Genomic DNA, 22,701 nt, shown 5'->3' on the forward strand with positions numbered 1-22,701 from the left:
CCTTCGCAAAGGACGAAATCAAGCAAAAACAATGTGTTGCTGAAGGGCGGCGTGCTTTCGGCGGCCAAGCGGCGTCATCCGGCGGGAATCCTGCATTGCCCTGTCTGCGGCGACGAGGCCGAGGCAAGCGGAGGCTGTAGGATGCGGAATTACGGGGGTCTTGTTCACGCGGTCGGCGGGTTCGCCAGAGATCGCGGTGGAAATTTCGCAGTCCTGTTCGGCCTTGCTGCCTCGGTCTTGGCGCTGGGCGTTGGCTTTTCCGTCAACGTCTCGCAGCTGTACAATGCCAGATCGAGCCTGCAGGGCGTGGTCGACGCCGCGGTCACGTCGACGGCGCGCGACCTGACGACCGGTGCCATCAAGGAAGCCGACGCCAACACATCGGTGCAGGCCTTTCTCGACGCCAACAGCCAGGCAGGCATCCTGCAGGCCGACCAGATCGTGCTCGACAGCCTGATTGTCAGCAGGACCGCCAAGACGGTCCAGGCGGACGCCCATGTCGACGTCGCCCTGTATTTCCCGATTCTTGGCATGGGCGACATGAAACGCGTCACCGCTTCCACGACGGCGCTCTATTCGGACAAGACCATCGAAGTGGCGATGATGCTCGACGTAACAGGATCGATGGCGAAGCGGGGCAACGTCGACAAGATCGGCGATCTGAAAGCAGCCGCGAAAAACGCCGTCCAGACGATGCTTCAGAACCAGGATCCAAACAACCCCCGCATCCGCGTCGCGATTGTGCCTTACGCATCTGGCGTGAATGCCGGCAAGCTGGCGGAAAACGTCTATGCCGAGAAGCAAGGGAGCTCCGACCTGCCACCCGTCGCCGGCAGTCCGCTTCTCGTCGCCGAGACGGGCAAGAATCTGCTGCCGTCCTTCAGCGAATACATCTCCATTGCTGGCGCGGCGATGCCGCACCCCGATAATTGCGCCACCGAGCGCAAGGACAAAAACGGCGATGCGGATATGAGCGCCGACGGCCCAGACACGGTTCGCACGGACGGGAACGGCAAGAAATATTACGCGCTCGTCAATCGGGATGATCATCTCGGTGGCGGGGGAATGAACAGGTGCCCTGGTGCGGAGGTGATCCCGCTGACCGCCGATTCCGGCGCATTGCTTGATTCGATCGGCGACTTCCGAGCCGAAGGATATACGGCCGGCGCGATCGCCATTCAGTGGACCTATTATATGCTGTCGCCGCAATGGCGCGGCGCGATCAAGAACGCTGGCCTCGGCAAAGGCGCCTCGGATGCCGATGCGAAGAAGATCGCCAAGGTCGCGATCCTGATGACCGATGGCCAGTTCAATACCGCCTTCGCCGGTGTTGGGGGCAGCTACAACAGCCAGGGCAACCTTGCGCGCGACAACGCCGAAACGCTGTGTGGCAACATGAAAAACGACGGCATCGAGATTTTCACCATCGGCTTCGATCTGGACGACAAGGACATGTCGGCAACCGAGCGGGACCAGGCCAAGGCGGTGCTGAAGGACTGTTCATCGAAGGACACCTCCGCCGTGAAGAGACATTTCTTCGACGTGTCCACCGGAGTGGAATTGGACGCCGCCTTTCAGGAAATCATCCGCAACACCGAAAAGGTCGCGTTGACTCAGTAGTCCGCAAACGGAAAAGGCCACCGCTTCTTGCGAAGCCGGCGGCCTTCCGTGTTTCCGTCCGTGGCGCGGCCCAGGGCGGTGACCTATCAGGTCACCCGCCGCGCATCTCGCGCCTTAACGGGGAGACTGCTTCCCGAAAGTGCAATCCGCTGAGGCCACGTTCTGGAAAACGAAATCACTCGACATCGGATCACCTCCTTTCGATTTGTTGAACATCCCACAATGATGGGGTGCATTGCAGCAAAAGGCAAGGTGCAGGTCTGAAATTAGCCAACGGGCGATCCGGCTTGCGATTGCCAGGCCGGCCGGGCAAACTTCTGCCCGGGGCCAGCATTCGGAGGAATCGCATGGAGGCAGCCGAAAAGGCCGCTCGCATCGTTCGAACGGTGATCGAAACATTGAAGCCGGGCTTTGCGGTCAGGCTGTGGACCGGGGAGCGGATCGGCCCCGCCACTGGTCCGGTGCTCACCATCAACGACCAGGACATTGTCTGGCAGATCGTGAAGCGACCGTCCCTGTCGACGCTGATCGAGATGTGGATTTCCAAGACCGTCGACATCGAAGAGGGATCGCTGTTCGATTTCTATGCCTTGCCTTCGCAAGGTAAACTCAGGACGAAGCTGAAGACATTGCCGAAGCTGGCGATCCTGCGTGACCTGCCGGCGGTGCTGTTTTCAAGGAAACAGATGACGGCGCGGACCGATCTTTCGGGACGCAATCCCTTCGTCAGCGGTTCGAGCCAGGAAGCGATCCAGCATCACTATGACATTTCGAACGCTTTCTATCGGCTCTTCCTCGACGAGCGCATGGTCTATAGCTGCGGCTACTTCAAGGATTTCACCAACAGCATCGATCAAGCGCAGATCGACAAGCTCGACTATATCTGTCGCAAGCTCCGGCTGAAGCCCGGAGAAAGACTGCTCGATATCGGCTGTGGCTGGGGAGCGATGCTCATCCATGCGGTGAAGAACTATGGCGTCATCGGCCATGGTGTCTCGCTGTCGGAGGCGCAGACCAATCTTGCCCGTGAGCGCATCCGCGCAGAAGGGCTGGAGGATCGCATCACCATCGAGATAAAATCCTATGCCGAACTCTCCGGCTCGTTCGACAAGATATCGTCAATCGGCATGTTCGAGCATCTCGGCCTTGCCAACCATGCCGCCTATTTCTCGACCGTTCATCGCCTGCTCAAACCGGGCGGTATTTATCTGCATCACGCCATCACCAGGCGCAGCAAGGGCGATATGAAAAAAACCTTGCGCAAGGGGCCGGAATACAAGGCGCTGATCAAATACATCTTCCCCGGCGGCGAACTCGATACCATCGGCATGACGCTCGGCAATCTCGAGGCGCACGGTTTTCTCGTCTATGATGTCGAGAACCTGCGCGAGCACTATGCCCGCACCTGCAAGCTGTGGGCCGAACGCCTGCACGCACGCTTCGGTGAAGCAATCGCCGAGGTGGGCGAGCCGAGGGCACGCCTGTGGCTGCTTTACCTGACCGGCTGTTCGATCACCTTCGAACGCGCCTCGGCACAGATTTTCCAGACCGTCGTCACCAAGCGGGCGCGTGGCCCGAGCGGCCTGCCGCCGACGCGGGCGGATCTGTACCGATAGCTTACAAGAAGCGCATCGTGTCGCCGACCTCGACGCCGGCCGGCCGATCGACCGTGCAATAGACGCCGAGATTGTGCGCGTTGTGTCGAACCAGATTGCGCAGGATCGCCGGATCATGGTCGAAGCCATCCTGGGCGATGATGGTGAAGCCGCAGCGGCGGCACGGCTCGGAGATGGTCAGCAGGAGATCACCGACGGCAAGCTTGCGGCCGATCCATTCCGTCTCCGGAAACGACCCTTCGATTGCCGCCATCTCGACGACGATGTTGGGGCGGAAGCGGCGTGGGTCGGCGGCCCCTTCCGGATGCAGAGCCTTCAGGCGTGCCAGCGAAGCCGTGGTCAGAAGATGGATCGGGGCCTTGCGATAGCGTTCCACTGTCAGCGGGCCGGAATAGCCAGAGGCGGCGTTCTCCCGGCGAAACGGCCGGATCGAGGCCTCGAAGCCAAGATAGGCCGACACCGCGCGGTCGCCCTCGATACCCGGCGCAGCCAGCCAGTCGCCGTCCGGGACGGCGATCTCAAGTTCGCGGGCAGGCGACAGCCGGGTCCGGATGCGCGGCACCTTGTGCCATTTCGCCTCGCGATCCGGTCGTGCGATTTCATTGTCGGAAACGTCAACAAGGCCGAACAGGCGGTCGCCGTCGACGCTTTCCGAGCCGACAAGGATCGCATCGAGCCGCTCGCCGGCGAGCGAACTCGCCGGATAGCGCCAAAGCTCGGTGACGGAACCCAGTGCAGTCCTGGTTTGCATCAAGCCTTCTTGTTCTGCCGGTTGGCGATCAGGTCGTCGACGACGGCCGGGTCAGCCAGCGTCGAGGTGTCGCCGAGTGCCGAAAAATCATCCTCGGCGATCTTGCGCAGGATGCGGCGCATGATCTTGCCAGAACGCGTCTTTGGCAGACCGGGCGCGAACTGGATCTTGTCGGGCGAAGCGATGGCGCCGATCTCCTTGCGGACATGGGCGATCAACTCCTTGCGCAATTCCTCGCTCGGCTGCTCGCCGGCCATCAGCGTGACATAGCAGTAGATGCCTTGGCCCTTGATGTCGTGCGGATAGCCGACGACGGCGGCTTCCGAGACCTTGTCGTGGCTGACCAGTGCGGATTCGACTTCCGCCGTGCCCATGCGGTGGCCGGAGACGTTGATGACGTCGTCGACTCGGCCGGTGATCCAGTAGTAGCCGTCGGCGTCGCGGCGGCAGCCGTCGCCGGTGAAGTACTTGCCCTTGTAGGTCGAAAAATAGGTCTGCATGAAGCGATCATGGTCGCCATAGACGGTGCGCATCTGGCCGGGCCAGGAATCGGCGATGCACAGATTGCCGTCAGCGGCACCCTCCAGCACCTTGCCTTCGCCGTTGACCAGCTCCGGCTTGATGCCGAAAAAGGGCCGCGTCGCCGAACCTGCCTTGAGGTCGGTGGCGCCCGGCAGCGGCGTGATCAGGATGCCGCCGGTCTCGGTCTGCCACCATGTGTCGACGATCGGCACCTTGCCGTTGCCGACGATGTTGAAATACCATTCCCAGGCTTCCGGATTGATCGGTTCGCCTACCGAACCCAGCACGCGCAGTGACTTGCGCGACGTCTTGGTGACATGCGCGTCGCCGGCGCCCATCAGGGCGCGCAGCGCCGTCGGCGCGGTGTAGAAGATGTTGACCTTGTGCTTGTCGATGACGTCCCAGAAGCGCGACTGCGACGGATAGTTCGGCACGCCTTCGAACATCAGCGTAGTGGCGCCGTTGGCGAGCGGGCCGTAGACGATGTAGCTATGGCCAGTCACCCAGCCGACATCGGCGGTGCACCAGTAGATATCGCCGTCATGGTAGTCGAAGACATATTGGTGCGTCATCGAGACGTAGATGAGATAGCCGGCGGTGGTGTGCAGCACGCCCTTCGGCTTGCCGGTCGAGCCCGACGTGTAGAGGATGAACAGCGGATCCTCGGCCTTCATCTTCTCCGGCTTGCACTCAGGCCTAACCGTCGCGACCTCGTCATGGTACCAGACGTCGCGTCCGGCCACCCAGCCGGTCTTGCCGCCGGTGCGGCGCACGACCACCACCTTTTCGACTTTCGTCCCGGCTTTCGCGGCGATCTCGATCGCCTTGTCGGTGTTTTCCTTCAACGGGATCGGCTTGCCGCCACGCAGCCCCTCGTCGGCGGTGATGACGAAGGTCGATTTGCAATCGTCGATGCGACCGGCCAGCGCATCCGGCGAAAAGCCGCCGAAGACGATCGAGTGGATGGCGCCGATGCGCGTGCAGGCCAGCATCGCATAGGCGGCTTCCGGGATCATCGGCATGTAGATGGTGACGCGGTCGCCCTTCTTGACGCCATGCTTCTTCATCACATTGGCGAGCCGGCAGACATGCTCATAGAGCTCGTTGTAGGTGATCTTCTTGTCGTCGTAGGGATTGTCGCCTTCCCAGACGATGGCGGTCTGGTTGCCACGCTTCTTCAGGTGCCGGTCGATGCAGTTGACCGAGACGTTGGTCAGCCCGTCCTCGAACCATTTGATCGAGACCTTGCCGTCGAAGGAGGTGTTCTTGACCTTGCTGTAGGGCTTGAACCAGTCGATGCGCTTGCCGTGCTTGCCCCAGAACTTGTCCGGATTCTTGACGCTGTCGGCATACCATTTCAGGTAGGTTTCATTGTCGATCAGCGCATTTTTCTTCCACGCCGGCTGGACGCGATGGACATGAACCTCGGACATTTCTTCACTTTCCTCCCAAACCGATCCGCCGGCTTGAAACGCCGGTGGGATCGCGGCAAAGCTGCCGCGAATTCGGCGGCATTATTACCAGTTCGTCCGTCATCGCAACATTAGACGTTGGATTCGCGCGGCGGGATGCCGCAGGTGTTTCCCCGGCAGCGCATGACCCCGAAAATCGGATTCGATTTTCGGAAGGGATCATGCGCCAAATCAAAAATGCTATTGCGTCTTTACGCGTCCAAGGGGACGCACGGCACTGTCGTGTCAGCACTCAAGCTGGCTCGCTGCTAACTGCATGTTTTCGCGCGGAAAACCCGTTCTCGATCAGGAAAAATCAATAGACAGTTAAGCAACGGCGCGCACACTCTGACGTTGGGAGGAAAGGAGACTCAACCAGGGACCGCCCAAGGGGGACTGCCATGCGCGACCATTCCGAAATGGACCTGATGCTCAGAGGCTATGGCCTGACCACGGCCAAGATTCTCTATCATTTTCCGGACCACCCGCATCTGTTGCAGAGCTTCATCTGGCAGGATTACGATCTGGCGCCGAAGTTTCCAGTGCTGATCAAGTTCATCGAATTCTGGAAGGCCAAGCTCGACGGGCCGCTGCATTCGATCAGCTACACGCACCAGAAGCTGATCGCGCCGAACGAATGGCGCAAGGTCGACGGTGAGTTCGTGCTGCACTGAGGGGCGGCACCAGCGCTCACACCGCCGGTGGGTTGAGCCGGGCGAAGCCTTCCTGGCGGCGATAGGGGAAGTACGGATAAGGCGCGGTGACTTCGCTTGCGGCGTCGAGCTTTTTCATCTGCTCCGGGGTCAAATTCCAGCCAATGGCGCCGAGGTTCTGGCGCAGTTGCTCCTCGTTGCGGGCGCCGATGATGACGGATGATACGGTCGGGCGCTGCAGCAGCCAGTTGATGGCGATCTGCGGCACGGTCTTGCCGGTTTCCTGGGCCACCGCGTCCAAGGCATCCATGACCCGATAAAGATGCTCGTCCTCGACTGGCGGCCCGAAGCTCGCTGTGTCGTGCAGCCGGCTCTTTTCGGGCAAAGGCTGGCCACGACGGATCTTGCCGGTCAGGCGGCCCCAGCCGAGCGGGCTCCACACCAGCGCGCCGACGCCCTGGTCGAGACCGAGCGGCATCAGTTCCCACTCATAATCGCGGCCGACCAGCGAATAGTAGACCTGATGCGCGATATAGCGCGGGTAGCCGTGCTTGTCGGCTTCCCCCAGCGACTTCATCACTTGCCAGCCGGAAAAGTTGGAGACGCCGACATAACGCAGCTTGCCGGCGCGAACGAGTTCGTCCAGCGTCGACAGAACCTCCTCGATAGGCGTACCTGCATCGAAGGCATGCAGTTGCAAAAGGTCGATGTAGTCGGTGCCGAGGCGCCTCAGCGAATCGTCCACGGATCTGATCAGCCGCGAACGCGACGAGCCGTAATCGGCGGGGCCGTCGCCCATCGGCAGCGAGGTCTTGGTCGAGATCAGCACGGCGTCGCGGCGACCTTTTATAGCTTCGCCAAGCACCTGTTCCGACGCGCCGTTCGAATAGACGTCGGCGGTATCGAACAAATTGACGCCGGCTTCGAGGCAGATGTCGATCAGCCGCCGCGCTTCCCTGGCATCGCTGTTGCCCCAGGCGCTGAACAGCGGGCCGGAACCGCCAAAGGTTCCCGCGCCAAACGAGAGTGCGGGCACTTTCAGGCCCGATGCACCGAGACGTCGATAGTCCATTTTCTTGCTCCTGTTGGTGTGGAAGAAGGGTGTCGACAGCGATCCGGTTCAGATACTCATGGTCGGACGGAGGCAGGCGTGCCGAGCGTGGCGGTGCGATCGAGACGCAGCGCCAGTCCCGCCACGGCGAGTGCCGCGAGCGGCAGCAGGGCGGCGACCCAGGTGAGGGAACCCAGCCCAAGACCATGGGCAATCACCGCGCCACCAAGCCAGGCGCCTGCGGCGTTGCCGAGATTGAAGGCGGCGATGTTGAAGGACGAGGCGAGGCTCTGGCCCGCACCTTGCGCCTTGTCCAGCACCCACATCTGCAGCGGTGCCACGGTGGCGAAGGCAGCAGCACCGAGCAGGCCGACATAGATGACGGCCATCACCTGGCTGTGGATGGCGAAGGTCATCGTGGCGAGCACCAGGGCCAGCACCACCAGACTGCCCAGCACGGCCGGCACCAGCCAGCGATCGGCGACCTTGCCGCCGGCAAGATTGCCGGCGATGAGACCGCCACCGAAGACGAGCAGGATCGGCGATACGGCCGCTTCCTCGAAGCCGCTGATCTGCGTCAGCAAAGGAGCGATGTAAGTGAAGACGGCGAAGACGCCGGCATAGCCGAGCACGGTGGTGGCGAGACCGAGCAGGACGGGCGTGCGGCGCAAGACGGCGAGATCCGCGCGCAGGTCGCTCTTTTCGGGCGCCGTCCGGCTACGCGGCACCAGAGCCAGGATGACGGCGAAGGCCGCCAGACCGACCAATGTCACCGCCCAGAAGGTCGCCCGCCAGCCAAAGGCCTGGCCAAGCCAGGTGCCGAAAGGAACGCCGAGGATGTTGGCGATGGTCAGGCCGGTGAACATCAGCGCGATCGCCGAGGCCTTCTTGTTGGGTGCGACCAGCCCGGTGGCGACGACAGAGCCGACGCCGAAGAAGGTGCCATGGGCAAAGGCGGTAATGATGCGGGCGCCCATCAGCGTCCAGTAGTCGGGCGCCAGCGCACAGGCGAGATTGCCAAGCGTGAAGATCGCCATGAGCGCCAGAAGCACGGTCTTGCGCGGCCAGTTGCCGGTGGCGATGGTCAGCAAGGGCGCGCCGATGACGACGCCGAGCGCATAGCCAGAAATGAGCTGGCCGGCGGCCGAGATCGAGACGCCGAGGTCCTTGCTGACATCAAGCAGCAGACCCATGATGACAAATTCGGTGACGCCAATGCCGAAGGCACCGGCGGCGAGGGCGTAGAGGGCAAGAGGCATGGCGGTTTCCACTTCGATGACGAAGAGCGCCGTCCCGCGCCCCGGCCCGAAAGATCGTGCCGCCATGCATTGTGAACCAGACTTGCCTTGGGCACATTTTCTGTGAAATAGATTCACAAATGGTCAGGTCCGACATCAATCGCTCCGGCGAAATCGAAGTGTTCGTGCGCGTCGTCCAGGAAGGCAGCTTCTCCTCCGCGGCACGCGCGTTGCGCATGACGCCGTCGGCGGTGAGCAAGCTGATCGCGCGGCTGGAGGCCCGGCTTGGCGCGCGGCTGGTCAGCCGTTCGACACGAAAACTGCAGCTGACGCCGGAAGGCACAGCGTTCTACGAAAGCGGCCTGCGCATCCTCGCCGACATGGCGGCGGCCGAGCAGGAGGCAGCAGCGGGTGCAGCACCGCGCGGACGGCTGCGCGTCAACACCTACGTGCCCTTCGGGGTGCACCGGCTGATCCCGCTTCTGCCGCGCTTCCTCGAACGCTACCCCGAGATTTCGGTCGATCTGGTGCTGACCGACAGCGTCATCGACCTGATGGCGGAACGCGCTGATGTGGCTATCCGTGCCGGACCGTTGAGTGAGTCACGGCTGGTGGCGCGCAAGCTCGGGCAAAGCCCCGTGGTCGTCGTTGCCTCGCCCTCGTACCTCGAAACGTACGGCACGCCGCTGACACCGGCAGATCTCGACAGGCACAACCGCATGGGCTTTGGATTCGTACGGCATGTCGATGGCTGGCCGTTCCTCGACGCGGAAGGCCGCGCCATCATGGTTCCGATCACCGGCAACACGCTGGTCAGCGATGGCGAGGCGATGCGGCTGATGGCGCTGGCGGGCGCGGGCATCGCCCGGCTGGCATTCTGGCATGTCGCCGCCGATATCGCCGCTGGCCGGCTGGCGTCGCTACTGGATGTATTCAATCCCGGCGACGAGGAGCCCACCCACGCTGTCTATGTCGGCCAGGGCCGACATCTGCCGGCGCGGGTGCGCGCCTTTCTCGATTTTCTGGGGGAGAGCGTGCGGCTGACCTGACAAGGCTCTCGGGAGCCGACGGGCTCCCGAGATGTCTGCGCTGGCGGGGCCTATGCCTTCGGCGTGAACGGCGCCGGGCGCCGGCCGGCAGCCTGACGCTCCAGCATCCAGCCGGGATATTCGGCCGGCAGGGCGCTGACCTCGTCGAGGCGGACGAGATCGTCGGTATCGAGCTTCACTTCAGTCGCGGCAAGGTTCTGCTCCAGCTGCTCCATGCGGCTTGCGCCGATGATGACGCTCATCACGAAAGGCTTGGCCAGGACGTAGCCGAGCGCTACCGTGGCGACGCTCACATCGTGCTTTTTGGCGATTTCGCGCATGACGGCGACGGCCGCCCAGGCACGGTCCTCGTTGACCGGCGGGAAGTTGAAGGCAGCGCGGCGGCCCTCGCCATTGCCCGGCGCGCCGGGGCCGTATTTGCCGGACAGCAGGCCGCCGGCCATCGGCGACCACACCATCAGGCCGAGTTTCTCCTCATCGAGCAGCGGCACGATTTCGCGCTCGAGGTCGCGGCCGGCGATCGAATAATAGGACTGGACGGTCTCGAAACGAGCAAAACCCTTGCGCTCGGTGATGCCGAGCGCCTTGGCGACGCGCCATGCCGCCCAGTTGGAGACGCCGACATAGCGGACTTTGCCACTGGCAACGAGATCGTCGAGCGCCCGCAACGTCTCGTCGATCGGCGTCACCGTGTCGGTGCCGTGCAGCTGATAGAGATCGATATGATCGAGCTGCAGCCGCTCCAAACTGGCATCGACCGAATTCATGATGTGGCCGCGCGACGAGCCGCGCTGGTTGGGGCCGTCGCCCATGGCGCCGTGGACCTTGGTGGCGATAACCACATTCTGCCTGTCGACGCCAAGGTCCCTGAGCGACTGGCCGAGCAGCCGTTCGGACTCGCCAAAGGAGTAGACGTCGGCGGTATCGAAGAAATTGACACCGGCGGCGAGCGAACGGGCAACGATCTCGTTGACGCCCTTCTGGTCGAGGCTGGCGATCAGGCCCCATTGGGCATTTTCGCCCGCAGCACCGAAGGTCATGGTGCCGAGGCAGAGTTCGGAGACGAACATCCCCGTATTTCCAAGCTGGTTATAACGCATGGTGGAGGCTCCAGAGAGTTTGTGATGACACAAAACAAATAGGAACGGTACGTTTCGTTTCCAGTGTTGGCCCAAAGAATTTCTCATCTGGCCGACGTGTGGACGTGCCGACGGTCAGCTGGCCAGTAGCGACACGATCGCGAAGGCTGTCATGCCGAAGGCGACGGCGGCAAGCGGCAGCAGAATTTCGAGCAGCGCTCTCTTGGAGGCAACGCGGTTGCCCTGGCCGAGATCGAATTCGCCGGCGATCCAATCCTCGAAGCTGCCGATGCTCGCGGGTGTCCACGGGCGATGCCGATACCAGACATGCCCGGCGAGGGCCGGCAATGCCACCGCGATAACAAGGAAGCCGGTCATGACGACGAGAAGATAATCGGCGTAGCTGCTGCCGCCGAAGCCTGCCCAGGCGGACAATGCGTACCATCCGGCAAGGCCAGCCATCGCACTATAGATGTCTGGATGCAGCCGGTCGGAGACATGCCGGTTGTGAGGCCGGTCACGGGGTTGTTTGTGGGAAAGGTGTTCGTTGTTCATGATGCCCTCCTTCGACATTGCAAAGGAACGGCCATGACGGTCGCTCAGGGTCTCCGACGGAGGTAGGGAGGGGGCGCGGCATCGCAATGCGATGCTATGACGCGGCTGCCGCATCCAACCTCCGGGGTTTGTGGCAATGTGGGACGGGTCAGATCACCCAGGGATTGAAGACCGTCACGCCGGTATCATCAAAGTCGGCAACATTGCGGGTCACAAGAATGAGGTCATGGACAAGCGCGGTTGCCGCGATGAGCGTGTCGGCGCTGCCCCGTGTACGACTAGCAGTGATGCGCCCCCAGGCCAACGCGACATCTTCCGTAACGGCAAGAATGCGGTCGGCGTTGTCCCGCCGCAGCTCCCGTAGCCACAAATCGAGGCGCGTTGCCTTTTCGGAGTCGACCTTGCGTAGCTTGACGATCCCACGCTCGATCTCGCCAAGGGTAATGACGCTGAGGCTCACCGATGTCGGATCCACCGAAGTAAGCCATTCAGTCGGCTTGGGTAGCCGCCTCTGCACGTCCGAAACGATGTTCGTGTCGAGCAGATACATCAGAGATCGACATCCCGGATCATGGTATCCGAGCGACGGTTGACCTCCTCGGCGAAATCATCGTCCCAGACCGGGCCAGTCAAAAGATATTCGGCAAGGCTTTTCTTCTTTCCGGCCAAGCGGTCGTAGTCTTCCGCAGAGAGCACCACCGCTGCACGCTCGCCGCGCAGGGTCACCGTCTGTGGTCCCTCGCTGCGCGCGCGGTGAACCACCTTGGAAAAATTGTTCTTTGCGTCCTGAAGATGCCAGTTCATGAGAATGCGTCCTAGCTAGCTTGGCTAGATATAGCATTGTTGCGGTGAGGCAGCAAGAAATGCTGCATTCGAACTGCCGCTATCAATGGCTATCGACTGCCGAAAATCGCCGAACCGACCCGGACGCTGGTGGCGCCGAAGGCGATCGCCGTCTCGTAGTCGCCGGACATGCCCATCGACAGTCTGGCGACGCCGGCCTCATGCCCAAGCTTTTCCAGCAAGGCGAAGTGGGGACCGGGATTCTCATCGGCCGGCGGGATGCACATCAGGCCTTCGATGGCGAGGCCATGGACATCGCGGCAACGGGCGACAAAGGCCACGGCGTCGCGTGGCTCGACGCCGGCTTTCTGCGGTTCGGAGCCGGTGTTGACCTGGACGTAGAGCTTTGGGGCGCGGCTCTGCCTTGTGATCTCCTTGGCGAGTTCGGCGGCGATCTTCTCGCGATCGATCGTTTCGATGACGTCGAACAGTGCCACCGCTTCCTTGGCCTTGTTCGATTGCAACGGGCCGATCAGATGCAGTTCGATATCCGGAAATGCGTCCTTCAGCGCCGGCCATTTGCCTTGCGCCTCCTGCACACGGTTTTCGCCGAAGACGCGCTGGCCGGCCTTGATGACCGGGTCTATGTCGGCGACTTCAAAGGTCTTGGAAACCGCGACCAGCGTCACAGCGCCGGCATCGCGTCCGGCCTCCTGCTCCGCTGCGGCGATCTTCGCCTTGACCGCGAAAAATTGCTGAACGGCATCGCCCATATGCAAATCCTGCTGTTTTGGCCCGCGTTTTTGTCAGGCGCGATACCCATATGGTTGACGGGTTTGCCAAACCATGGTGAACACCCGGACCACATTCCCTGAACTACCGAGCCATCGCCCCCAGTTCGCGCATGCTTTTAAGTGAAAAACGTCCCATGGCAACCGAACGATACAATCCGCGCGCGTCAGAGCCCAAATGGCAAAAGGCCTGGGACGCCAAGAAGCTGTTCGAAGCGCACAATGACGATCCGCGCCCGAAATACTACGTGCTGGAGATGTTCCCCTATCCGTCGGGGCGCATCCATATCGGCCACACCCGCAATTACACGATGGGCGACGTCGTGGCGCGCTACAAGCGGGCCAAGGGCTTCAACGTGCTGCACCCGATGGGCTGGGACGCCTTCGGCATGCCGGCCGAAAACGCGGCGATGCAAAACAAGGTTCATCCCAAGGAATGGACCTACCAGAACATCGCCACCATGCGCGAGCAGCTCAAGGTCATGGGCCTGTCGCTGGACTGGGCCCGAGAATTCGCCACCTGCGACGTCGACTACTATCACCGCCAGCAGATGCTGTTCCTCGATTTCGTCGAGAAGGGGCTGGTGACGCGCAAATCCTCCAAGGTCAACTGGGACCCGGAGGACATGACGGTGCTCGCCAACGAGCAGGTCATCGACGGGCGCGGCTGGCGCTCGGGGGCGCTGGTCGAACAGCGCGAACTGACGCAGTGGTTCTTCAAGATCACCGACTTTGCGCAGGACCTGCTGGATTCGCTTGATGGTCTCGACGAATGGCCTGAAAAAGTGAAGCTGATGCAGCAGAACTGGATCGGCCGCTCGGAAGGGCTACTGATCCGTTGGCCGCTGGCCGTCGCCTCTGATGGCGAGCATGAGCTGGAAGTCTATACGACACGGCCCGACACCATCTTCGGCGCCTCCTTCATGGCGGTCGCTGCCGATCATCCGGTGGCCAAGAAGGCCGCGGCAAGCAATCCGGCGCTGGCGAAGTTCATCGAGGATATCAGCCACATGGGCACGTCCGTGGCGGCGCTGGAGACCGCTGAGAAGAAGGGTTTTGATACCGGCATCCGGGTTGTCCACCCGTTTGACGACAGCTGGACGCTGCCTGTCTACGTCGCCAATTTCGTGCTGATGGAATACGGCACCGGCGCCATTTTCGGCTGTCCGTCGGGCGACCAGCGCGACCTCGACTTCGCCAATAAATACGGCCTGCCGGTGACCCCGGTGGTGATGCCGGAAGGCGAGAATCCGGCAAGCTTCCAGATCATCGATCAAGCCTTTGTCGACGATGGCGTGATGATCAATTCGCGCTTCCTCGACGGCATGAAGCCGGATCAGGCTTTCGACGAGGTGGCGAAGCTGCTGGAACAGAAGACCATCGGCAACCGGCCGATGGCGGAGCGCAAGGTGAATTTCCGCCTGCGCGACTGGGGCATTTCGCGCCAACGCTACTGGGGCTGCCCGATCCCGATGATCCATTGCGAGGATTGCGGCGTGGTGCCGGTGCCGAAAGCCGACCTGCCGGTCAAGCTGCCCGACGATGTCGATTTCGACCGGCCGGGCAATCCGCTCGACCGCCATCCGACATGGCGCCATGTGAAATGTCCGCGATGCGGCAAGGATGCGCGGCGCGAAACCGACACGATGGACACCTTCGTCGATTCGTCCTGGTATTTTACCCGCTTCACGGCACCGTGGGCGCATGAGCCGACCGATCCCAAGGCGGCCAATGAATGGCTGCCGGTCGACCAGTATATTGGCGGCATCGAGCACGCGATCCTGCATCTGCTCTACTCCCGCTTCTTCACCCGCGCCATGCGCGAGGCCGGCCATGTTGATCTGGCCGAGCCGTTCAAGGGCCTGTTCACGCAAGGCATGGTGGTGCACGAGACCTATCGCCTCGGCTCGGCATCGAATGGCCGCTGGCTGGCGCCCACGGAGGTTCGGCTGGAGGACGTCGACGGCAAGCGCAGCGCCATCGACATCGCCACCGGCGAGGCTGTCACCATCGGCCCGCTGGAAAAGATGTCGAAGTCGAAGAAGAACACGGTCAGCCCGGAAGACATCACCGATGGCTACGGCGCCGACACGGCGCGCTGGTTCATGCTGTCGGATTCGCCGCCCGAGCGCGATGTCGAATGGACCGACGATGGCGCCGCCGGCGCGCATCGTTTCATCCAGCGCATCTGGCGCCTGGTGTCGACGGCGGCCGAAACGCTGGCCGGCATCAAGCCCGTGGCGGCTGGCAGTGGCGAAGCCGCGGTGGTTTCCAAGGCCGCCCACAAGATCCTGAAGGCGGTCGGCGAGGATATCGAGAAGCTCGCTTTCAACCGAGCCATCGCCCGCATCTACGAACTGGCCAACGCGCTGACCACGCCGCTCAACGAGGTGGCCGAAGGCAAGGCCGACCCGGCGCTGAAAGGCGCCTGTCGGCAGGCCGTGGAGATCCTCGTGCATCTGATCGCGCCGGTCATGCCGCATCTGGCCGAGGAGTGCTGGGAAACGCTCGGCGGCACCGATCTGGTTGCCGAACGGCCATGGCCGGTCTTCGATCCGGCGCTGGTCGTCGACAACGAAGTCACCTATCCGGTCCAGGTCAACGGCAAGAAGCGGGGGGATTTGACAATTGCCCGCGACGCGGACCAAGGTGCTGTCGAAAAAGCGGTATTGGCTCTCGACTTCGTGCAAAAAGCACTCGAAGGTAAGGCTCCGCGCAAGGTGATCATCGTGCCGCAGAGGATCGTCAATGTCGTTGCCTGATCCGGAAAAGACAGAGCCGAGCCGTGTGCTGCGCCGTATGGCGTTCGCCGGACTGGTCGGCTCGCTTGCGTTTGTCTCGGCCTGCACGGTGCGGCCGCTCTATTCGAGCGCGCCGCTGTCGGTTTCGCAGGCCAGCGCCAGTGCCGAACTGGCTTTGATCGCCGTCAAGCCGGTCGGCTCGCGTTCCGGCCAGCAGGTGCGCAACAATCTGATTTTCGGCTTTGGACGCGGTGCCGGCGAGCCAGCCTCACCGGCCTATTCGCTCAACCTCGGCGTGACCGAAGCCGTCGAATCAGCGGCACTTGTCCAGGTTGGAACCAACGAGGACGAACCGACCGCCGGTTCTGTGACGCTGACTGGCAACTATACGCTGTCCGATGCGAAGTCCGGTGTGGTCATCGCATCCGGCAAGCGTTCGATCACCTCGTCCTTCGACAGGCCGCGTCAGGAGTTCGCCGCATACCGGGCGCAGATCGATGCCGAGAATCGCGCCGCGCGCGAACTGGCCGAAGCGCTGCAATTGTCGATCGCCCAGGACCTGGCCAGGCACGGCAAGGCCGGCTAGCGCGGCTTATCGGTCTAGCGGCCCACATGATGGGATGATCGTGAGGCCACGATCAGGTTGCCGAATAGAGATTGTGCGGCATCGCCGCGACGATACGCCATCAAACTCCCCATGGCACAGCGAGCAGATCGCGCCACCGGCGCGCGCTGTGAGATGACGATCCGGCCTCGTCGCTTGTAGAGGCTGTCACGGCGATTTTGCTGCTCAAGGATCGTTGCCGACCCATCCGGGAAGCAACTGTTAACCACTCGCTCCCTATTGCTCGGCAGACAGTGCAGAGTGAGTCTTGAGAATGGAAGCCAGGCGTTTTTCCCGGGTCAATTTGTTGAAGGCAGCATCGCCCGATGATCCCGAGGTGAAGCGTTTCGATGGCATCAGCGACAGGGGCGGTCAGCGAACGTCTTCAGCCGCGACAGACAATCCGGATCGTACGGCTCACAAGGGACTGGATGGCCGGCAGTCCGGCACACACCAGGCCGGTTATTCCGCGCCGGTTGTCGATCTCGGCGGTAACAAGCGGCCCTATATGCAGCCGAGGGGTAGCGCGGAGGCGAGCAACGCGTCCTCGAAAATCGGCGATATCGAAAGTCCTGCCTGGCAAGAATATTTCTTCCTCGCGCCCAACGTGCGTTTTACCCGCACACCAGACTATGAGGCCAAGAAGCATCGTCCGCAGCATGAACGTGGTGTCGAACAGGGCGATGCAGATGCGCTCCCAACGCAGCAAGCAGCCGCGCAAGCCATGGCCGATGGGGCATCCTCCGCGCCCTCGCTCCTGGCATTGCCGGCGTCGGTGAAAAGTCATGCCTCCCAGCCGTTGGCCGGCCGTGGAGCCGCAACGCAAAGGCCGTCACCGCCGGCTGCGGCTTTCGTTCCCCCGGCGCGCGCCAGAGAGCAGGCGCGCGTCGTTGCTACGGTGCCGCCGATGACGGCCGCAACAGGAAGAGCGCCCGCGCGCGGGACCGCCGCTCCGGGCGTCCCGATCAAACCGGCCACTCCCGAAAAGCTGCGCTGGCCCTATCTTTCGGATCACGCCTTCTTCGAGGCTATGGCGCCCCATCTGGTCGATGTTTCGTCCCAGGCCCGGCAGGCCCGCCCAGCTTCATCCGCCGCTGTCGCCGGCGCGCAGATCGATACCAGCCTGCCGATGGCGGCCGATGCCACCTCGCTGTTTCGTGTCATCGAATGTCTTCCGGGCCAGGCCTCGAAGCCGTTGCCGGACGTTTGGCCGGCCAATTCGAACCAGGCCGTCGTCCAGCCTGACGTATCTGCGGGCAACGCACCGCCGCGGGCCGAGGCTGTCGCAATCCCCGCTGCTAAAAGCGATGCCGTTCCAGCGCCGGCCGCGCCAGGTGTGGACGTCACTGTCAGGGTCGCTGCCGCTCGCTCTCCCCGCTTGCCCGGGGCTGGAAAAATTGTGCTGTCAACCGCGGGCGATCCTTATGAGCTTCCTCCGGAAGAGCTGTTGCAGCAGCCACCGGAGGGGCAAGGCTTCTACATGTCGCAGGAGCGGCTCGAGCAGAACGCCGATCTGTTGGAAAGCGTGCTCGAGGATTTCGGCGTGCGCGGCGAGATCATTCACGTTCGCCCAGGCCCGGTCGTCACGCTCTATGAGTTCGAACCGGCACCGGGTGTCAAATCCTCGCGTGTCATCGGGCTCGCTGATGACATCGCCCGCTCCATGTCGGCGATTTCGGCGCGCGTCGCCGTCGTGCCTGGCCGCAACGTCATCGGCATAGAGCTTCCGAACGAGATGCGCGAAACCGTCTATTTTCGCGAGTTGATCGAATCGGAGGACTTCCGCAAGACCAGCTGCAAGCTGGCGCTTTGTCTCGGCAAGACGATCGGCGGTGAACCTGTTATCGCCGAGTTGGCGAAGATGCCTCATTTGCTCGTGGCCGGAACCACCGGCTCCGGCAAATCGGTTGCCATCAACACCATGATCCTATCGTTGCTCTACCGGCTGAAGCCCGAAGAATGCCGGCTGATCATGGTCGATCCCAAGATGCTCGAACTCTCCGTCTATGATGGCATCCCGCATCTTCTGACGCCCGTCGTCACGGATCCCAAGAAAGCCGTGACCGCGCTGAAATGGGCGGTGCGCGAGATGGAGGGCCGCTACCGCAAGATGGCGCGGCTCGGCGTGCGCAACATCGACGGCTACAACGAGCGCGCCGCCGCCGCCCGCGACAAGGGCGAGACTGTCGTCATGACGGTGCAGACCGGTTTCGAAAAGGACACCGGTGAGCCGCTTTTCGAACAGCAGGAAATCGACCTTGCGCCGATGCCCTACATCGTCGTCATCGTTGACGAGATGGCCGACCTGATGATGGTTGCCGGCAAGGAGATCGAAGGCGCCATCCAGCGTCTGGCGCAGATGGCGCGCGCTGCCGGCATTCACCTGATCATGGCAACTCAACGTCCTTCCGTCGATGTCATCACGGGCACGATCAAGGCCAACTTCCCGACCCGGATTTCCTTCCAGGTGACGTCCAAGATCGACAGCCGCACCATCCTGGGCGAGCAGGGCGCCGAACAGCTGCTCGGACAGGGCGACATGCTGCACATGATGGGTGGGGGACGCATCTCCCGCGTGCATGGTCCCTTTGTCTCCGACGCGGAGGTCGAGCACGTCGTGGCGCATTTGAAGGCGCAGGGCCGGCCTGAATATCTGGAAACCGTGACAGCCGACGAGGATGAGGAAGAAGCCGAAACCGACCAGGGCGCGGTCTTCGACAAGGGATCGGTTGCAGCCGAAGACAGTGATGCCATCTACGACGAGGCGGTCAAGGTGGTGGTGCGCGACAAGAAGTGTTCGACGTCCTATATCCAGCGTCGCCTGGGCATAGGCTACAACCGCGCCGCATCCCTGGTCGAGCGTATGGAAAAGGAAGGGTTGGTCGGCACACCCAACCATGTCGGCAAACGCGAAATCATCATGGGGCGGCGCCCGCCGGTGACCGCGCCTGACGATGACGGCACGGATTGATCCGCGGACTCCTTTGGCGGCATGACTTCGTCTGAAGCGCATTAAAAAAGGCCGGGTACCCCGGCCTTTTCCGATTGAAAGTGGTGCGGCTTCAGCCGATCGCCATCTCAGCCGATCTTCTGGCCGGTCTTTGCCCAGTCGGCGAGGAAGGCGGCGAGGCCTTTGTCGGTCAGCGGATGGTTGACCAGCGCCTTCAGGGTCGCCGGCGGCGCGGTAACGACATCGGCGCCGATGAGTGCTGCCTGCTTGACATGGTTCACAGTGCGCACGGAAGCGACGAGGATTTCGGTCTGGAAATCGTAATTGTCGTAGATCTGCCGGATCTCCTGGATCAGCTCCATGCCGTCGATGCCGATGTCGTCGATGCGGCCGACGAAGGGCGAGATGAAGGAGGCGCCGGCCTTGGCCGCCAGTAGCGCCTGGTTGGCCGAAAAGCACAGCGTGACATTGACCAGGCGGTTCATCTCGGTGCGGATCGTCTTGCAGGCCTTCAGCCCGTCCAGCGTCAGCGGCACCTTGATGCAGACATTGTCGGCGATCTTGGCCAGAGCCTTGGCCTGCTGCATCATCTCGGAATATTCGGTGGCGGTGACTTCAGCCGAGACCGGGCCCTTGACGATGTCGCAGATTTCTTTGGTGACCTCGGCGATCTTGCCGCCGGATTTGAGGATCAGCGACGGATTGGTGGTGACGCCGTCGAGCAGTCCCAGATCGTTCAGCTCACGGATATCCTTGACGTCGGCGGTGTCGACAAAAAATTTCATGGCGGGTCTCCTGAAGATTCTCATGTGCATCTCATGCACATTCGGGGTCGGCCTTTGATCTAGACCAAAGTCAGGGCAAGGTCACGCCTCATGATCGAAGATTCGCCCTTTGTCGCAGCCGCACCGGTGCTGGTGCCGATGCCCGCCGAACGCCCCTACACCTATGCCGTGCCCGCCGGCATGCGCGTGGTGCCGGGCTCGATCGTACGCGTGCCGCTCGGGCCACGCCAGGTCGCCGGAATCGTCTGGGATGGCGCGGTCGAGAAGGTCGATGCGAAGAAGTTGCGCCCCATCGAACAGGTCTTCGACTGCCCGCCGATCGATCGCGCAATGCGCCGTTTCGTTGATTGGGTGGCGCAGTACACGCTGTCGCCGCCGGGCATGGTGGCGCGCATGCTGCTCAGGGCACCGGAAGCTTTCGATCCCGAACCGTGGATCGAGGGGCTGCAGCGCACGCTTCTCGTACCCGATCGGATGACGGGAGCCAGAGAGCGCGTGCTGGAGACCGCCGAAGGCGGCCTTGCCTGGACGCGATCCGGCCTCGCCCATGCCGCAGGTGTGTCGTCGACGGTGATCGACGGGCTGAGGGCCCAAGGCGTGTTCGAGACGGTGATGATCCCGCCGCGCCCGGTCGTGGCGGCACCCGACCCCGGCTACGCCATACCGGAATTGATGCCGGACCAGAACGACGCCGCGCTGATGCTGCGCTCCAATGTCGCAGCCGGCGTGTTCAATGTCGCACTGCTCGACGGCGTCACCGGGTCGGGCAAGACGGAGGTGTATTTCGAGGCGGTGGCGGCCGCGCTCGACCAGGGCAAGCAGGTGCTGATCCTGCTGCCGGAAATCGCGCTGACGCATGCCTTTCTCGAGCGCTTCCAGCAGCGCTTCGGTGCCAAGCCGGGCGAATGGCATTCCGACCTGCCGCCGCGGATGCGCGAAAAAGTCTGGCGGCAAGTGGCGGAGGGCGGCGTGCGGGTCGTCGCCGGCGCGCGCTCGGCGCTGTTCCTGCCGTTCAAGGAGCTTGGCCTGATCGTCGTCGATGAGGAGCACGACCCTGCCTACAAGCAGGAGGACCGGGTCTTCTACAATGCGCGCGACATGGCGGTGGTGCGCGGCCATATCGGCAGTTTTCCGGTCGTGCTGGCATCGGCGACGCCATCGGTCGAAAGCCGGGTCAATGCCAGCCAGGGCCGCTACGCCAGAGCCGTGCTCTCCGCCCGTTTCGCCGAGGCAGCACTTCCCCACCTGAAGGCGGTCGACATGCGGCGCGCACCGCCGGCGCGCGGCGGCTTCCTGTCGCCGGTGCTGCTCGACCAGATGCGCCAGACGCTGGAGAGGAAGGAGCAGTCGCTGCTGTTCCTCAACCGGCGCGGTTATGCCCCGCTGACGCTGTGCCGGGTCTGCGGCCATCGCTTCGGCTGCCCGGTCTGCTCGGCCTGGCTGGTCGAGCACCGGCTTCGCGGCCAGCTGGTCTGCCATCATTGCGGGCACAATGAGCGCCGTCCCGAAGCCTGCCCTGAATGCGGCACACTCGATCATCTGGTCGCCTGCGGACCGGGGGTCGAGCGTATCGCCGAAGAGGTCGTCGCGCATTTTCCCGACGCGCGCACCATCGTTTTGTCGTCCGACCTGATGGGCGGCGTGCGGCGGTTGCGGCTGGAGCTGGAAGCGATCGCCAATGGCGAAGCCGATATCGTCATCGGCACGCAGCTTGTCGCCAAGGGTCACAACTTCCCAAATATGACGCTGGTCGGCGTCGTCGATGCCGATCTCGGCCTTGCCAATGGCGATCCGCGCGCCGCCGAGCGCACCTTCCAGCTGCTTAGCCAGGTGACCGGCCGCGCCGGCCGCACCGGCAAGAAGAGCCTTGGCCTGCTGCAGACCTTCCAGCCCGACCATCCGGTGATGCGGGCGATCGTCTCCGGCGACGCCGAGGCCTTTTACGAGCGCGAGATCGCCGAGCGCGAGCGGGCGGCCCTGCCGCCTTTCGGCCGGCTGGCCGGTGTCATCGTCAGTGCGGTGACGCGCGCGGAAGCCGAGGGCCATGCACGCGGCCTGCGCCGCGCCGCGCCCGAGGCGACAGATCTGTTCGTGCTCGGCCCGGCCGAGGCGCCACTGTCACTGCTCGGCGGCCGTCATCGCTTCCGCCTGCTGATCCAGGGCGAACGGCGTGCCGACATGCAAGGCTTCATCCGCGCCATGCTGGCCAACGGACCAAAACAGCGCGGCTCGGTTCGGGTGCAGGTCGATATCGACCCGCAGAGCTTCTTGTAGCATGGCGTCCGACCGCTATCTTTAGTGGGTAACCTTTAGTGGGTAACCCACAACCCACAAATGACCGCGAGCGGGTGAACATAAGTTTTCTGACAAATGCCGTTTTACTGGCGTTACGAGCCGGTTGGGTCATTTTGGGTATTTCCCTCGTTACAGGTCTGATTTTTAACCACCACCCAATTCTGTAT

18 protein-coding genes are annotated in these 22,701 nt (G+C 62.7%); 8 read left to right on the plus strand and 10 right to left on the minus strand.

Annotated elements, in window-relative coordinates:
- The first annotated feature begins 141 nt into the window (after window positions 1–141).
- Both NKI38_RS20680 and NKI38_RS20685 read left to right on the plus strand, forming a co-directional pair.
- Window positions 142–1,620, plus strand: coding sequence for a TadE/TadG family type IV pilus assembly protein (locus NKI38_RS20680; protein WP_352660054.1), 1,479 nt, complete (start codon window positions 142–144; stop codon window positions 1,618–1,620).
- Window positions 1,621–1,967: 347 nt separating this feature from the next.
- Complete coding sequence (locus NKI38_RS20685) at window positions 1,968–3,236, plus strand: class I SAM-dependent methyltransferase (RefSeq protein ID WP_352660055.1); 1,269 nt, start codon at window positions 1,968–1,970, stop codon at window positions 3,234–3,236.
- A 1-nt stretch (window position 3,237) separates the two neighbouring features.
- On the opposite strand, the gene NKI38_RS20690 is transcribed toward NKI38_RS20685, so the two are convergent.
- Window positions 3,238–3,987, minus strand: coding sequence for an MOSC domain-containing protein (locus tag NKI38_RS20690; protein ID WP_352660056.1), 750 nt, complete (start codon window positions 3,985–3,987; stop codon window positions 3,238–3,240).
- On the minus strand, window positions 3,987–5,942 hold the full coding sequence (acs, locus tag NKI38_RS20695) for an acetate--CoA ligase (protein WP_352660058.1): 1,956 nt from the start codon (window positions 5,940–5,942) through the stop codon (window positions 3,987–3,989). The genes NKI38_RS20690 and acs overlap by 1 nt, the downstream gene beginning before the upstream one ends.
- Before the next feature lie 419 nt (window positions 5,943–6,361).
- Here acs and NKI38_RS20700 point away from each other — a divergent pair, with 419 nt between their 5' ends.
- Window positions 6,362–6,634, plus strand: coding sequence for an usg protein (locus tag NKI38_RS20700; protein WP_352660059.1), 273 nt, complete (start codon window positions 6,362–6,364; stop codon window positions 6,632–6,634).
- Between the two features lie 16 nt (window positions 6,635–6,650).
- Here the strand turns inward: NKI38_RS20700 and NKI38_RS20705 are convergent, their stop codons facing one another.
- Both NKI38_RS20705 and NKI38_RS20710 read right to left on the minus strand, forming a co-directional pair.
- Complete coding sequence (locus NKI38_RS20705; RefSeq protein ID WP_352660061.1) at window positions 6,651–7,685, minus strand: aldo/keto reductase; 1,035 nt, start codon at window positions 7,683–7,685, stop codon at window positions 6,651–6,653.
- A gap of 56 nt (window positions 7,686–7,741) precedes the next feature.
- Window positions 7,742–8,923, minus strand: coding sequence for an MFS transporter (locus tag NKI38_RS20710; RefSeq protein ID WP_352660089.1), 1,182 nt, complete (start codon window positions 8,921–8,923; stop codon window positions 7,742–7,744).
- Between the two features lie 119 nt (window positions 8,924–9,042).
- Here NKI38_RS20710 and NKI38_RS20715 point away from each other — a divergent pair, with 119 nt between their 5' ends.
- The gene (locus tag NKI38_RS20715; RefSeq protein ID WP_352660062.1) at window positions 9,043–9,951 is read left to right on the plus strand and encodes a LysR family transcriptional regulator; all 909 of its coding nucleotides are present in this window, start codon (window positions 9,043–9,045) and stop codon (window positions 9,949–9,951) included.
- A 50-nt stretch (window positions 9,952–10,001) separates the two neighbouring features.
- On the opposite strand, the gene NKI38_RS20720 is transcribed toward NKI38_RS20715, so the two are convergent.
- The 5 genes from NKI38_RS20720 to NKI38_RS20740 form a co-directional block, all read right to left on the minus strand.
- Window positions 10,002–11,051 (minus strand): aldo/keto reductase, encoded by a 1,050-nt coding sequence (locus tag NKI38_RS20720; RefSeq protein ID WP_352660064.1) that lies wholly within the window; start codon window positions 11,049–11,051, stop codon window positions 10,002–10,004.
- A 114-nt stretch (window positions 11,052–11,165) separates the two neighbouring features.
- On the minus strand, window positions 11,166–11,585 hold the full coding sequence (locus tag NKI38_RS20725; protein WP_352660065.1) for a hypothetical protein: 420 nt from the start codon (window positions 11,583–11,585) through the stop codon (window positions 11,166–11,168).
- Between the two features lie 148 nt (window positions 11,586–11,733).
- A complete protein-coding gene (locus NKI38_RS20730) occupies window positions 11,734–12,135 on the minus strand; it encodes a type II toxin-antitoxin system VapC family toxin (protein ID WP_352660067.1) in 402 nt (133 codons plus the stop codon).
- Window positions 12,135–12,389 carry a type II toxin-antitoxin system Phd/YefM family antitoxin gene (locus NKI38_RS20735; RefSeq protein WP_352660068.1) on the minus strand — a complete coding sequence of 85 codons (255 nt, stop codon included), beginning with the start codon at window positions 12,387–12,389 and terminating at the stop codon, window positions 12,135–12,137. Before NKI38_RS20735 ends, NKI38_RS20730 begins: the two co-directional genes overlap by 1 nt.
- Before the next feature lie 89 nt (window positions 12,390–12,478).
- On the minus strand, window positions 12,479–13,141 hold the full coding sequence (locus NKI38_RS20740) for a YggS family pyridoxal phosphate-dependent enzyme (protein WP_352660069.1): 663 nt from the start codon (window positions 13,139–13,141) through the stop codon (window positions 12,479–12,481).
- 155 nt (window positions 13,142–13,296) lie between these two features.
- Here NKI38_RS20740 and leuS point away from each other — a divergent pair, with 155 nt between their 5' ends.
- The 3 genes from leuS (at window position 13,297) to NKI38_RS20755 (ending at window position 19,475) form a co-directional block, all read left to right on the plus strand.
- The gene (leuS, locus tag NKI38_RS20745; RefSeq protein ID WP_352660070.1) at window positions 13,297–15,921 is read left to right on the plus strand and encodes a leucine--tRNA ligase; all 2,625 of its coding nucleotides are present in this window, start codon (window positions 13,297–13,299) and stop codon (window positions 15,919–15,921) included.
- Window positions 15,908–16,486 (plus strand): LPS assembly lipoprotein LptE, encoded by a 579-nt coding sequence (gene lptE / locus NKI38_RS20750; RefSeq protein WP_352660071.1) that lies wholly within the window; start codon window positions 15,908–15,910, stop codon window positions 16,484–16,486. The genes leuS and lptE overlap by 14 nt, the downstream gene beginning before the upstream one ends.
- 292 nt (window positions 16,487–16,778) lie before the next feature.
- Window positions 16,779–19,475: a DNA translocase FtsK gene (locus NKI38_RS20755; protein WP_352660072.1), complete on the plus strand. Its 2,697-nt coding sequence runs from the start codon at window positions 16,779–16,781 to the stop codon at window positions 19,473–19,475.
- Between the two features lie 107 nt (window positions 19,476–19,582).
- On the opposite strand, the gene fsa is transcribed toward NKI38_RS20755, so the two are convergent.
- Window positions 19,583–20,239 (minus strand): fructose-6-phosphate aldolase, encoded by a 657-nt coding sequence (gene fsa, locus NKI38_RS20760; protein WP_352660073.1) that lies wholly within the window; start codon window positions 20,237–20,239, stop codon window positions 19,583–19,585.
- A gap of 90 nt (window positions 20,240–20,329) precedes the next feature.
- On the opposite strand from fsa, the gene NKI38_RS20765 reads away from it, so the two are divergent.
- Entirely contained in the window at window positions 20,330–22,513 is a 2,184-nt protein-coding gene (locus NKI38_RS20765) for a primosomal protein N' (RefSeq protein WP_352660074.1), read from the plus strand.
- Window positions 22,514–22,701 lie beyond the last annotated feature (188 nt).

The sequence above is a fragment of the Mesorhizobium sp. M0621 genome, from assembly GCF_040320745.1.
Lineage (GTDB): Bacteria > Pseudomonadota > Alphaproteobacteria > Rhizobiales > Rhizobiaceae > Mesorhizobium.